The sequence below is a fragment of the Azospirillum sp. UENF 112521 genome, from assembly GCF_058780665.1.
The window spans coordinates 99,922-112,870 of the sequence record NZ_JBSNCI010000007.1; the positions used below are offsets into that span (position 1 = coordinate 99,922).

Annotated in this window: 14 protein-coding genes; 5 read left to right on the forward strand and 9 right to left on the reverse strand. The window is 67.8% G+C overall.

The features are described 5' to 3' along the window. The first annotated feature begins 73 nt into the window (after positions 1-73). Positions 74-1,867, forward strand: a complete 1,794-nt coding sequence (locus ACWPN8_RS29205; protein WP_492243291.1) for a helix-turn-helix domain-containing protein — start codon at positions 74-76, stop codon at positions 1,865-1,867. A 42-nt stretch (positions 1,868-1,909) separates the two neighbouring features. Here ACWPN8_RS29205 and ACWPN8_RS29210 read toward each other — a convergent pair whose 3' ends face one another. From ACWPN8_RS29210 to ACWPN8_RS29220, 3 genes are all read right to left on the reverse strand, one after another. Then, positions 1,910-2,233, reverse strand: coding sequence for a c-type cytochrome (locus tag ACWPN8_RS29210; protein ID WP_492243292.1), 324 nt, complete (start codon positions 2,231-2,233; stop codon positions 1,910-1,912). 24 nt (positions 2,234-2,257) lie between these two features. Next, entirely contained in the window at positions 2,258-3,526 is a 1,269-nt protein-coding gene (locus tag ACWPN8_RS29215; protein ID WP_492243293.1) for a PQQ-dependent sugar dehydrogenase, read from the reverse strand. A 305-nt stretch (positions 3,527-3,831) separates the two neighbouring features. Next, on the reverse strand, positions 3,832-4,635 hold the full coding sequence (locus ACWPN8_RS29220) for an NAD(P)H-dependent oxidoreductase (protein WP_109448928.1): 804 nt from the start codon (positions 4,633-4,635) through the stop codon (positions 3,832-3,834). Positions 4,636-4,738: 103 nt separating this feature from the next. On the opposite strand from ACWPN8_RS29220, the gene ACWPN8_RS29225 reads away from it, so the two are divergent. Next, positions 4,739-5,677, forward strand: a complete 939-nt coding sequence (locus tag ACWPN8_RS29225) for a LysR family transcriptional regulator (RefSeq protein ID WP_492243294.1) — start codon at positions 4,739-4,741, stop codon at positions 5,675-5,677. Here ACWPN8_RS29225 and ACWPN8_RS29230 read toward each other — a convergent pair. After that, positions 5,668-6,144 (reverse strand): Lrp/AsnC family transcriptional regulator, encoded by a 477-nt coding sequence (locus tag ACWPN8_RS29230; RefSeq protein WP_109448931.1) that lies wholly within the window; start codon positions 6,142-6,144, stop codon positions 5,668-5,670. The genes ACWPN8_RS29225 and ACWPN8_RS29230 overlap by 10 nt on opposite strands. Positions 6,145-6,390: 246 nt before the next feature. On the opposite strand from ACWPN8_RS29230, the gene ACWPN8_RS29235 reads away from it, so the two are divergent. Continuing rightward, positions 6,391-7,716 carry an NAD(P)/FAD-dependent oxidoreductase gene (locus ACWPN8_RS29235; protein WP_492243295.1) on the forward strand — a complete coding sequence of 442 codons (1,326 nt, stop codon included), beginning with the start codon at positions 6,391-6,393 and terminating at the stop codon, positions 7,714-7,716. A 45-nt stretch (positions 7,717-7,761) separates the two neighbouring features. On the opposite strand, the gene ACWPN8_RS29240 is transcribed toward ACWPN8_RS29235, so the two are convergent. The 4 genes from ACWPN8_RS29240 to ACWPN8_RS29255 all read right to left on the reverse strand — a co-directional run bounded on the left by ACWPN8_RS29240 (position 7,762) and on the right by ACWPN8_RS29255 (position 10,447). Next, entirely contained in the window at positions 7,762-8,658 is an 897-nt protein-coding gene (locus ACWPN8_RS29240; protein WP_492243296.1) for a LysR family transcriptional regulator, read from the reverse strand. Between the two features lie 103 nt (positions 8,659-8,761). Next, on the reverse strand, positions 8,762-8,992 hold the full coding sequence (locus ACWPN8_RS29245; RefSeq protein WP_109453000.1) for a hypothetical protein: 231 nt from the start codon (positions 8,990-8,992) through the stop codon (positions 8,762-8,764). Positions 8,993-9,102: 110 nt separating this feature from the next. Beyond that, entirely contained in the window at positions 9,103-9,678 is a 576-nt protein-coding gene (locus tag ACWPN8_RS29250; RefSeq protein ID WP_109448937.1) for a TMEM175 family protein, read from the reverse strand. Between the two features lie 70 nt (positions 9,679-9,748). Then, positions 9,749-10,447 (reverse strand): pirin family protein, encoded by a 699-nt coding sequence (locus tag ACWPN8_RS29255; RefSeq protein WP_109448939.1) that lies wholly within the window; start codon positions 10,445-10,447, stop codon positions 9,749-9,751. A 133-nt stretch (positions 10,448-10,580) separates the two neighbouring features. Between ACWPN8_RS29255 and ACWPN8_RS29260 the strand changes: the two genes are divergently transcribed. Further along, complete coding sequence (locus ACWPN8_RS29260; protein WP_199237654.1) at positions 10,581-11,513, forward strand: LysR family transcriptional regulator; 933 nt, start codon at positions 10,581-10,583, stop codon at positions 11,511-11,513. An 18-nt stretch (positions 11,514-11,531) separates the two neighbouring features. Here ACWPN8_RS29260 and ACWPN8_RS29265 read toward each other — a convergent pair whose 3' ends face one another. Next, entirely contained in the window at positions 11,532-12,236 is a 705-nt protein-coding gene (locus tag ACWPN8_RS29265) for a YoaK family protein (RefSeq protein ID WP_492243297.1), read from the reverse strand. Between the two features lie 223 nt (positions 12,237-12,459). On the opposite strand from ACWPN8_RS29265, the gene ACWPN8_RS29270 reads away from it, so the two are divergent. Beyond that, a complete protein-coding gene (locus tag ACWPN8_RS29270) occupies positions 12,460-12,858 on the forward strand; it encodes a DUF7079 family protein (protein ID WP_492243298.1) in 399 nt (132 codons plus the stop codon). Positions 12,859-12,949: the final 91 nt, after the last annotated feature.

The following is a 12,949-nucleotide window of genomic DNA, read 5'->3' on the forward strand; positions in this document are numbered from 1 at the left end:
TTTTTCCGAGTGCCGTCATCGGGTTAGAGTCGGTCGAAACTGGGCCTTCAGCCCTTCCCTTCGCCGGAGGAACATGGTCGAGACGTCGCGCATCCAGTCGCTGCGCGTGGTGGCCAGCCTGATCAATTCGGGCGGGGATCTGGCGACGGTGCTCCAGCGCCTGGTCCTGGCCGCCTGCCGCCATGCCAACTGGTCGATGGGGTCGATCATGGCGGTCGATGTCGAGCATGGCTACGCCCTGGTCGTCGTCCGCCACGACCCGACGCTGATCCAGCGCCCGCTGCCCGACCGCTGGGAGCTGGCGACCAGCCCGTCCCTGGTCGCCCTGCGGCGGAACGAGCCGATCTTCATCCCCGACGCCCGGGTGTCGGAGGAGTTCCCCGGCTATCGCCGCGAGGCCTTCGAGCGCGACTACCACAGCGTGCTGGTCGTGCCGATGAACTGCACCGACGACAGCGGCCGGCCGCTGGTGCTGAGCGTCGTGTCCCGCGGCATCATCGAAGTGAGCGAGGAGGATCTGGCCTTCATCGGCATGATCGTCCAGCTCGGCGAGATCGCGGTGGAGCGCCAGCACCGGCTGCGGGCCGAGACCCTGGCCGCCGAACGCCTGCAACGGGCGCTGGAAGTGAACACCTCGCTGCTGCGCCAGGCGCTGGAGGACGGGGCGATGGCCACCCTGCTGCCCCGCATCCGCGACCTGCTGCCCTACTCCATCGTCATCGTCGACTTCACCGCCAACCTCGTCACCGCCGACCGGGCGCCCTGCGGCAGCGACATCGGCGACGCCGACTGGCAGGCGGCGGTCGCGGCCGACCTCGGCCCCTCGATCATGAAGGCGGCGCGCGATGCCATCGACCATCCCGCCGCCACCGGAGCGACGCTGTTCTGGGAGGTCAAGGGCAAACGCATCCGAACGACGCCGCGCATCGACCCGCTGACCGCCGACGGCGAGGTGGTCGGCGTGCTGATGATCTTTCCGGGACCGCAGCCTTACGGCCAGACCGACCAGCTCCTGCTCGACGGCATCAAGCACGCGCTTGGCATCCAGATGCTGCGCAACGTCATCCGCTTCAGGTACGAAAACCGGACAGTGACCGAGCTGTTCCTGGAACTGGTGGAGCGGCGATGGCGGGATCCGCTGGACATCGGACAGCGCGCGCTGCGGCTCGGCCTCAACCTCGACCTGCCGGCCCAGATGATCCTGGTCGGGCTGCCCGGCCGCAGTCCGCGGGCGGTGAGTGCCGCGGCCGACCTCCAGCTCCCGGTCCAGCGGCTGCTGTCGCTGCACGGAATCGCCGGCACGCTCGTCACCGTTCCGGCCGGGCTGGTCTGCCTCATTCCCGCCGTCGACGAGCGGAGCCATGGACCGGTCAAGCGGCTGATGGCGCAGATCGCGCGGTCCGTCGCCGACATCCTGCATGCCGAGCCGTTCGTCCTGCTGACGAGCCGCTGCATGGCCCCGCCGGATTATGCGGAGGCGTGGGAGCGCTCCTGGCGGATGATCAGGATCGCCGAGGAGTTCGGCCGCCCCGGTGTCCTCGATGCCCGGCAGTTCGGCCCGCTGCCCATGCTGCTGGCTGCCGCCAACACCCACGAGGTGCGCGGCTATGTCGCCGACAGCATCGGCGCCCTCATCGAGTACGACCGTCAGCACGGGACGCCCTATCTGGAGACGCTGTCCGCCTATCTGAAGACGGGGTGCCGCACCAAGGCCTGCTCCGACCAGCTCGGCGTGCACGTCACCACCCTGCGCTATCGGCTGACACGCATCGAGGAGCTGTTCGGCATCGATGTCGAAAGCCCGGATCGCCGCTTCTCGGTTGAACTCGCCATTCACCTGAGCGGCGTCATCGACCGGTCCCCCTGATCCCGGACAGGCTCCGTCGGCTCCCGTAGCGGTCCTGCTGCGCTATGGCGGCGTCACCTCGATCCGGATGGAACCGAAATAGGAGGCGAGATCGTCGATGTCCGCCTCGCTCAGCGACGGGGCGACCACCGACATCATCTCGTTCCTGCGGGCCCCCGTCTTGTAGTCGGTGAGCGCCTTCCGGAGGTAGGTTTCCGGTTGCCCGGCAAGGTTGGGCGCTTCCGGAATTTTGGAAAGCCCGTCCAGCCCGTGGCAGGTCTGGCACTGGATGGCCTTCTTTCTTCCCGCCGCGGGATCTCCGGCGTGGGCGCCGGCCGCATAGACGGTCAGTCCCAGCAGGATCGGCACGCTCCACCGGTATCGCATCCTCATCCTCCCGGCGACCGCCCGTCATTGCCCATAGGAGATCCGGTAGACGGCGCCTGCGAAATCGTCCGACACCAGCAGCGAGCCGTCGGCCAGCACCGCCACATCGACCGGCCGCCCCAGATATTCGCCGTCCGGGGTGAGCCAGCCTTCGGCGAAGACCTCGGTCTTGTCCGCGGTGCCGTCCGGCTTGAGCGAGGTGAACATGATCCGCGCCCCGATGGGCTTGGTGCGGTTCCACGACCCGTGTTCAGCGGCGAAGATGCCGCCGCGGTACTTCGCCGGGAACTGGCTGCCGCTGTAGAAGGTCATGCCGAGATCGGCCGCATGCGCGTCGTATTCGACCTGCGGCGACACCGCGTCTGCCGGCGCCTGCTGGTCCTTGTATTCGACGGTGCGGACCTTGCCGCCCCCATAATAAGGGAAGCCGAAATTCAGGCCCGGCTTTTCCGCCCGGTTCAACTCGCCCGGCGGGACATCGTCGCCCATGCCGTCCACCTGGTTGTCCGTGAACCAGAGCGCCTTGTCCTTGGGGTTGAAGTCGATGCCGACGGAATTGCGCACCCCCCAGGCATAGACTTCGCGGTTCTTTCCGTCGCGGTCCATGCGGACGATGCCGCCGATCCCCCATTTCCTGTAGAGGTCTAGCTTGTCGGCCGCCGGCACGTTGAAGGGCTGCCCGAGCGCGATGTAGAGCTTGTCGTCCGGGCCTACCCGGCACACGCGGGCGGTGTGGTTGTAGCTTTCCTCCTCCTTCGGAATGAGTTCGCCACCCTTGGCCACCTGGAAGGCGGCGACGTCGGCGCCCTCATAGAAGAACTCGGCGGCGGGGAAGGTGAGCACCCGGTTCTGCTCGACGACGAAGAGGAACCCGTCCTTCGAGAAGCAGACCCCGTTCGGCACCGAGAAATTGATCGTCGGCGCGAAGACCTTCACTTCGTCGGCGACGCGGTCCTTGTCCCGGTCGGTGACCGCGTAGACCTTGGTCTTGCGCGTCCCGACGAAGACAGCCACGCCCTGCGGCCCGACGGCCATGTGACGGGCGTCGGGCACGATGGCATAGAGCGCGATCTTGAAGCCCTGCGGCAGCTTGATCCGCGACAGGGTCTTGCTGATCGCTGCCGCCTTCGGACCGGATTGCGGAACGACCGGAATTTCGGTCACGTCGCCGGTGGTCTTGAATTGCTGCAACTTCTCGAGGTTGCCGGGCGGCTGCGGGTAGTCCTGGGCTCCGGCGGGCATCGTCAGGCATGCAACCGCCAGGAAAAGCGCGGTGTTCAGACCGGTCTTCATGATTCCTCCCATTGCATCGCTCTTTTGGTCGTCGCACGGGTTCTGGGCCCGCTTTCTTGGGTCGTCGACTGGAGCACGGCGCCAACGGCCGCAGGTGGACGCTGGCATCAGGGTTCGGCAATTCAGGATCGTCGCAACCGCTCCATGGCTCATCTCCGTTTCATTTCGGGGTCTGAACCGTGCATCGGTGCGTCTCCAGCGTAGTTGCGGGCGTGCCGGACAAACCACACCCTCGTGGAGGTAGGGCCGAGAAATTCGGGGTATCGCGATTCCTGCGCCGACCGTGGGAGCCTCGCGCCCCTGCCTCATTCGGTCTTGTCCGCAACGCCGTGCTTGAGGTGGAGCGCAAAGCCGGCAGCGCCCGGCTCCTCGAGACCGGGACGGAGCTGCATGGCCGGGATCAGATAATCGCCGCCGTTCTGACGCCGGAAGGGGAGTGGCGGCGTCGTCGCGAGCGTCCGCATCCGCCCGCGCAGCCGCTCCGCGACCGCCTCGAAGCCGGCCTCGTCCAGGCGGTCCGCACGGTAGACCAAGAACGGCGGAAGCACCTCGTAGCCCGGATAGTGGAGGATGCCGTGGTTGATCGGGAACAGCAGGTCGTCCATCGGCCCGTTGATCCCACGCGGCGAATAATGGTCCTCCCAACCGCCTGCGGTTACGATCAGCATGGCGCGCTTGCCGGCCAGGGCCCCTTCGCCGTAGCGGTCGCCCCAGCGCCGGTCGCTGTGCTCACCGACACCATAGGCGAAGCCGTTGGCATAGACCCGGTCGACCCAGCCCTTGAGGATCGCCGGCATCGAGAACCACCAGAGCGGAAACTGAAGGATCAGCGTGTCCGCCCAGAGCAGCTTGTCGATCTCGGCCCTGACATCCGCGGTCAGCGCCGCGGCATCGAAGGCGCCGCGGGACGAGCCGGGCACCTTCAGCCGGTCCTCGGAGGGAAGCGTCGGGAAGTCGTCCCGGTCGATCTCCGATTTCCAACCCATGCCGTAGAGGTCGGACACCCGCACCTCATGGCCCTGTGCTTCCAGGTCCTGGATGGCGACGTCGCGCAGCGACGCACTGAGCGAACGCGGTTCGGGGTGGGCGAAGACGATGAGGATTTTCATGGCCGGCTCCGGCTGGGTGATGCAACCGGTGAGCAGGTATCATGCGGAGCGGCGATCCGGTATATGGTGGGAATGGATATGATTATGCCGGAAAACGGATAAATTGGACGTCACGCTCGAACGCATGCGCACCTTCGTCCGCGTGGCCGAACGGGGAAGCCTGTCAGCGGTCGCCCGCGAACTGGGTATCGGGCAATCGACGGTGACGCGCCATCTGCGGGAACTGGAGACCGCCGTCGGCGTGCCGCTGCTGAGCCGGACGACGCGGCGGGTGACGGTGACGGACGAGGGCAGCCGGTTCCACGCACAATGCGTGCAGATCCTGCGGCTGGTGGAACTGGCGAGCGAGGAGGCGCGCAGCACCCGCGGCGCGCCGGCCGGCACGATCCGCATCTCCTGTACGGCAGCACTCGGTGTCCTGCATGTCGGCCGCCTGATCTTCGCGTTCCAGGATTTGTACCCGGACATCGCAATCGACCTCAGCCTCAGCGACGAGCGCATCGATCTCGTCCGCGACGGCGTCGACATCGCGCTTCGTCTCGGACCGCTCACCGACAGCTCATTGAAGCTGAAGCCGTTGGGCCAATCGAGGCGCCTGCTGGCGGCGGCGCCCCAGTATCTCGCGGGGAGCGGGGTGCCGACGCATCCGCGGGATCTGGGCAAGCATGAAGGCATCCGGATGTCGAACATCGCCGGAAGCGACCTGCTCGTTCTCGAAGGGCGGGGGGAGCGCCACGCACTGCCCTTCGGCGGACGGCTGCAGATGGATCATGGGCTCGCCGTGCGCGAGGCGCTCGCGGCCGGCCGCGGCATCGCTCCCACCCATCTTTGGCTGGTCGAGGATCTTCTCGCGGCCGGACGGCTTGTGCGGGTGCTTCCGGATTATGCGCCGCCCCCGGTGCCGCTCAGCATGCTGATCGTGCCGGAACGTGCGGGCATCGCGCGCGTCCGGCTGCTGGTCGATTTTCTTGCCGAGCGGATCGCGCAGATCGCCGGGATCGAGCCCGGCGCCGTGCGGGGCAACGCGGAGGGTCACACCTGAAACAGCGTCGTCAGCGGCATGTGGGCGCGCACGATCGGCGATTTCAGAACGACATAGCTGAAGTATTTGTCGATACCGATGTCCATGTCGGTCAGCTTTTCCATGATCTCCTGATATTCGCCGATGCCGGAGGTGACGAACTTCAGCATGTAGTCGTAGCCGCCGGACACCAGATGGCATTCCAGCAGCTGTTCGATCTTCTTGGCGGCGGCCAGGAAGCGGGCGAAATCGACCTGCCGGTGGTTCTTCAGCGTCACCTCGGTGAAGACGGTCAGGGTCTGGCCCAGTTTGCTGACGTTGATCTGCGCCGTGTAGCCTTCGATATAGCCTTCCGCCTGGAGCTTCTTCACCCGCATCAGGCAGGGGCTGGGCGACAGATTGACCAGTTCGGCCAACTCGACGTTGGTGATCCGGCCGTTCTTCTGGAGCTGATGCAGAATCTTGATGTCGATGCGGTCCAGCTTCATGGGGAACCCATCCGGTTCGAGGGCGGGAGAGCGGAATACGGCAGCAGATAATTCTGCCGGGCATGCCGGGGAAGCTTAACATGCACAGCCCGCCTGTCGACGGCCGAGTGGCTTTCTTTCGGCGGAACAAAGCGCCGCGCTTTCCGTCATCGGCAGAAGATAATGCCGTTCAGTCGCCCAATGCAGCGCCCGCCGATCCGCGCGCCATGGCTAGATGGTGTCACGCCGAAATCGGAGACCCGCGCCATGCCCGCCCCCTTGCAAACCATTCCGTCCTCCCCGAGCCTGCCCGAACGGGCGGATGCCGTCGTGATCGGCGGCGGCATCGTCGGTGTCTGGGCGGCCTATTTCCTGGCCCGGCGCGGGCTGTCGGTGGCGCTGGTGGAAAAGGGACAGGTCGGGGCGGAGCAGTCCAGCCGCAACTGGGGCTGGTGCCGGCAGCAGAACCGCGACGCGCGCGAACTGCCGATGGCGACCAAAAGCCTGGATTTGTGGGAGCGTTTCGCCGCGGAAAGCGGCGAGGACACCGGCTTTTCCCGCTGCGGCCTGCTCTATCTCAGCAACGACGACGGGGAACTGGCGGGCTGGGCGCGCTGGCGCGATTTCGCCCGGACGGTCGGCGTCACCACCCACATGCTGTCCGCCGCCGAGGCCGCCGAGCGTGGCCGGGCGACCGGGAAGCCCTGGAAGGGCGGCGTCTTCTCGCCGTCGGACGGCATCGCCGATCCGGCCCGCGCGGCACCGGCGGTGGCAAGGGCGATCATGGCGCTGGGCGGCACGGTGCACCAGGGCTGCGCCGCGCGCGGGCTGGAAACCGCCGGCGGACGGGTCTGCGGCGTCGTGACCGAGAAGGGAACGATCCGCACGACGCTGGCGGTTCTGGCGGGCGGAGCCTGGGCGTCCTCCTTCTGCCATCAGATGGGCGTGCGGTTCCCGCTGGCCTCGATCCGCTCGTCGATCCTGTCGGTCGGCCCCAGCCCCTCCGGCCTGCCGGATGCCCTGCACACCGCCGCCGTGTCGATCACCCGGCGCGGCGACGGCGGGCACACGCTGGCCATCAGCGGACGCGGACGCGTCGACCCGACGCTCCAGCAAATCCGCTTTGCGCCGCAATTCATGCCGATGTTCGCCCGGCGCTGGCGCAGCCTGATGCCCGGCGGGACGGAGGGGATGCGCGCCGGCCACGAAACGCTGCGGCGCTGGCGGCTCGACCGCCCGACGCCGATGGAGCGGGTGCGGGTGCTCGACCCAGCCCCGGACCGCGGCACAATCCGCCTCACCCACGAGCGGGCAACCGCGCTGCTGCCCGGCCTGAAGGGCGCGCCGGTCACCGCCGCCTGGGCCGGCTACATCGACAGCACGCCCGACGGCGTTCCGGCCATCGGCGAGGTCGGCAGCCTGCCCGGCCTGATCCTGGCCGCCGGCTTCAGCGGCCATGGCTTCGGCATCGGCCCCGGCGCCGGGCATCTGATCGCCGACCTCATCACCGATCAGGCGCCGATTGTCGATCCCAGGCCCTATCACCCCGACCGCTTCGCCGGCTTTTCCGCCGGCAAGGTCGCCGACTTCTGACCGGCGGCAGGGCCAGAAAATTCATGAGCCGCCCGGCCAGGAGTTTCAAGAGCTTCCAGGCTCCAGGGCGTGGGCGGCCTTGCGAATGCAGTCGCGCATCAGGGCATGGCTGCCGGACAGCGGGCGCTCCTTGCTGGTCAGGATGGCGATGGGCACCTGGATGCTCGGGCGGAAGGGCCGCTGCACGATGCCGGAAAACTGGCTCCATGGCAGAAGCCCGTCCACCACCGCCACGCCGATGCCTTCGCGGACAAAGGGCAGCGCGGTAATCGACAGGTCGATCTCCACCGCCGGGGCATAGACGCCGCCCTCGGCCTCCAGCGCCGCGGCCAGCAGCCGGCCGGGCAGCGTGTCGACGCGGTAGGAGATCAGCGTCTCCTCCGCCAGATCGGCGAAGCCCAGCTCGGCCTGTCCGGCCAGCCGGTGCCCCTCGGGCATCAGGCAGACCAGTTCGGCGTGTCCGACCGTTTCGACATCGAGGTCGGGATGGGGCATGGCGTTCATCGCCACCCCCAGCAGAACGTCGCCGCTGCGCAGCATGTCGCGGATGTTGCCGATCGGCGCGACCAGGGACCGCACGACGATGTCCGGGTGCGCCTCGCGGAATGCCGTCAGAGCCTTGGGAACGATGGACATGGAAGGCGGAGCGGAGGCGGCGAGACGGACCAGACCGGTGCGGTTGTGACGCATGTCGAGCGTTCGCCGGCGCAACGCCCCCAGTTCCGAGAAGATCCGCTCGGCCTCCGGATAAAGCTCGTTGGCCTCCTGGGTCGGCACCAGACGCCCGCGCACCCGGTCGAACAGCTTGAACCCCAGCTGGTCCTCGGCATGCAGCAGAATCTGGCTCAGGGCCGGCTGGGAAATGTTCAGCATCCCCGCCGCCCCGGTCACCGTTCCACAGCGCATCAGCATGCAGAAGACTTCCAACTGCCGGGCTTGCATTCACGATCCTGGGCTCTGTTCGCCGGCCGACTATAGCGATCGACAAGCCCGAGGGTCGAGCGGTAAGGGTGACCTGCCGTCGAGGGCGGCGAGCCCGACGCCGTCAGAACAGCGGGAGCTGGACGCGGCCGCCGTCATCCGCATGGGCTTTCGCGGCACGCAGTGCGGCATCCTGGGCGCCGGCCATGGTGCGCGCGGTTCCGGAGCGGACCTGCTCGCCGGCGACGGTGACGACCCATGCCCAGATCTCCGGCCCCCGCCAGATCACTGCGAGGTCGCACCCGTGGACCCGCGTCACCGCGTGTCGAATCGTCCAGTCCGTCATCGTTGGCATGCTGCCGGCGTCCCCATCGGTTTCGCCATGCTGTAGCACAGGGGCGGGGGAGCCAGCCAGCATCGGTCCGCACCCTATCGGTGTAGATCAGTATCGACGCCGGTTTTCCCTCACTCCTCCACGATGCGTTCGATCCGCCGGTCCGGCACCAGCCACAGCAGGATCACTAGGATATAGAGGGCGATGGACAGCCATTGCAGGACGAAGGCCAGCGGGATGGCCAGGGCATACAGCCCCAGGCTGATCTTGCCCTTCAGGTCGGCCCCGACCGCCCGTGCCACCACCGACTCGCGTCCGCCGCAGGCGATGATCGCGCGTTCGGTCAGGCTGTAGCCGATGGCCGCCATGCCGAGCACGACGCCGTAGGATGCCGTCGCCACCGGCGAGAAGTCGCTGGCATCGAGCCAGCGGATGACGAAGGGGACCAGCGACAGCCAGAACAGCAGGAACAGGTTGGCCCACAGCACCCGCCCGTCGATGCGCGTGGTCGCCTGCAGCAGATGGTGGTGGTTGTTCCAGTAGAGCCCGACATTGATGAAGGACAGCACATAGGCCAGCAGGATGGGGACGCGCTCCGCCAGGGCGGCGAGGCTGCCATCCTCCGGCACCTTCAACTCCAGCACCATGATGGTGATGGCGATCGCCACGACCCCATCGGTGAACGCTTCCAGCCGGCCGGCCTTCATGGTCCGAACTCCAGTCTTTGCGGAGGACGCCGCGCCGGGGCGGCAAGGCCCCGGCACGAAATCGGTCTCGTCAGGCCGCATCCACCATGACGATCTCGCTGTCCTCCAGCGCCGTCACCGTCAGGGCGTCGAGATCGGCGATGGCCGCACCGTCGCGGGCATTCACCCGCACCCCGTCGATCTCGACCGCACCGCTGGCCGGGACCAGATACGCGCGGCGGTCCTTGCCGAGCGGGTAGGTCGCCGTCTCGCCGGCCTTCAGCGTCGCCCCCAGCACACGGGCGTCGGTGCGGATCGGCAGGGCGTCGCCGTCATCGGCGTAGCCCGACGCCAGGGTGACGAAATGGCCGCTGCGGTCGCCCTTGGGGAAGGGCTTGCTGCCCCAGCCCGGCTTCTCGCCGCTGCGCGTCGGCATGATCCAGATCTGGAAGATGCGGGTGGTGACGTCCTCCAGATTGTATTCGGAATGCGCGATGCCGGTGCCGGCGGACATCACCTGGACGTCGCCCGCCTCGGTGCGGCCCTTGTTGCCCAGATTGTCCTGGTGGGTGATGGCGCCCTCGCGGACATAGGTGATGATCTCCATGTCGCGGTGCGGGTGCGGCGGGAAGCCGGTGTGGGGGGCGATGGTGTCGTCGTTCCAGACGCGCAGGTTGCCCCAGTTCATCCGCTTGCGGTCATGGTAGTTGGCGAAGGAGAAGTGGTGCTTGGCATCCAGCCAGCCGTGGTTCTCACCGCCCAGGCTCTCGAAGGGACGCAGTTCGATCATGGTCCGTCTCCTGATTGTGCGGCCGATGGGTCCTTGCCGCCTCGGCCGCCGTGTTTCGCTTGAGAGGACAATAGCGCTGGTCTCCTTTCAGGTTTACCCCTATAAATCGCCGCAAGATGTTCAAGAAAGTTGAATGATGAGCAGCGTCGGCACCCCCAGCTTCGACCAGCTCAGCATCTTCCTCGCCGTGGTGGATGCCGGCAGCTTCGCCGGGGCGGGACGGCGGCTGAACCGGGCAGTCTCCGTCGTCAGCTACGGCATCGCCAACCTCGAAGCCCAACTCGGCCTGGCGCTGTTCGACCGCGAAGGGTCGCGCAAGCCGACGCTGACCGCCGCCGGGCGGGCATTGCTCGCCGAAGCCCGGACGATTGCGCAAGCGATGGACGGCCTGCGCGCAAAGGTGCGGGGCCTGCACGAGGGGCTGGAGGCCGAGGTCGATCTCGCCGTCGACGTGATGCTGCCGGCCGACCGTCTGGGCCGGGTATTGCGGGACTTCGCGCGCAGCCATCCGACGGTTTCGCTGCGCCTGCATGTCGAAACCCTGGGCGCGGTCGCCGCCCTGGTGCTCGACCGCCGGGCGGTGCTCGGCATTTCCGGCCCGGTGGCGGCCGGGATGGACGGGCTGGACCGGACGACCGCCGGATCGGTGCCGATGGTGCCGGTCGCCGCCCCCGACCATCCGCTGGGCCGCATGGCGCAGATCGCCCCCGGCGCCGGCCGCGACCATGTGCAGCTGGTCCTCACCGACCGGTCGCGTGCCACCGAGGGGCAGGATTTCTCGGTGATGAGCCCGCGCACATGGCGGCTCGCCGACCTGGGCGCCAAGCACGCGCTGCTGCGCGAAGGGATCGGCTGGGGCAACATGCCGCTGCCGATGGTCGAGCCCGATCTGGTCGCCGGCACCCTGGTGCGGCTCGCCATGCCCGACCATCCGGGCGGCACCTATCGCTTCTCCGGCGTCTGGCGGCGCGACACGCCGCCCGGCCCGGCCGCCTCCTGGCTGCTCGCCCAGTTCGTGCAGCTGGGAGCCGGCGACCGCGAGGAGGACGGCTTCACCGACCTCTGACGGATGGGGTTCCCGGCATCAGGCCGCAACCGGTGCGGTCGAGGCCGGGTGAAGGGCGCAGAACGCGGTGCCTGCCAGCACCAGCGCGCCGACGACGACCAGGGGCAGCACCAGCCCGCTCTGCATGACCATGACGGCGCCGAGTGCCGCACCGAGGAAGATCGCCGCCACGCTGGCCATCCGGCGTCGCGCATTGGTGTTCGCCCCGCCGGCAAGGCCGGAATCGGCGGCCAGTCCGGTCAGGGTCAGGGTGAGGACCGTCGTCGTCAGGTCGGGAACCTTCATCTGCCGGACCGTGGCGTTGCGGAATCCCATGGCGAAGCCGGTCAGGACGATGATCGCATAGAGGGCGGCCGCCGGAGCCTGCATCCCGACATCGAAGCCCGCGGCGACGGCGGCGGCGATCCAGAACAGAGCCGTTTCAAACAAGGCGGCGGTCAGCAGCCAATGCCGCATCGGCCGGCCGGCGAATCTCCTGCCGATCCGGCCGGCGATCAGGGCGCCGGTCAGGAAGGACAGCAGCGCCGCCACCGCCGGCAGAACCCGGAAGCCCGGCGTCCCGACGACGGCGAAGCCGAGGAAGACGATGTTGCCGGTCATGTTGGCGGTGAAGACCTTGCCCAGGCCGAGCACGCTGACGGCATCGACGAGCCCCGTCGTCACCGACAGCAGCAGCAGGAGGATGGGCAGTGGGGAGGTGCCGGATGCGGCCGGTGCGGACATGGCTGGCGTTTCCTGCGGATTTTTCGGGTGAAGGGGGCAGTATCGGCGGCGGCAGCCGGCCTGGTCTTGTCGCATCGGCACGGCCTTGGACCATTCTGGACCTCCCGGCAGGTCTGGCCGCATGTCTGGCCACAGATCTCCAGCCGCATGGCGAACAGCCTCGACAGGATGGGCGGATGGGTTAGGTTGCCGGACTTCCCGCCCGTCACCAGCCGTCATCCCGATGAACAGCAGCGCCATCCGCTTTTCGGACTCACACCTGCAACAGCGCCGCCCGGTCTGGGAAGCGTTGTCGACGATGTATCTGGACACGGACGTTTCGCTGTCCCGCGCATGGCGGGTGCAGGTTCTTTCGGCCTCGCCCTACAGCCTGGACGAGATGGACGCCATCCTTCGGGAGGAGATCCACCCCGTCTGCTTTCCGAACCTGCTCCAGCCCGCCGGCGAATGGGCCGGCTTCGATCCCGCCATGATCGAGCAGGCGATTAGAGGTCGCAGGGCGCGCTGGCGCTCCAGGCTGCTGGCGAGGCTCAGCCTGGCCCTGCCGGGGTGTTTCCCGACGGTGGAATGGACGGTCACGCGCCGGGAGATCGCCTGTCGGCGCGGAGCATCGCAGATGTGAGCGGCACCGTGCAGCGGCTCCAGGTGAGGCCGGGCACCCAGCTCATGGCGTTGTCCTGATGTCGGATAATGTATCGCAGACACTACACACC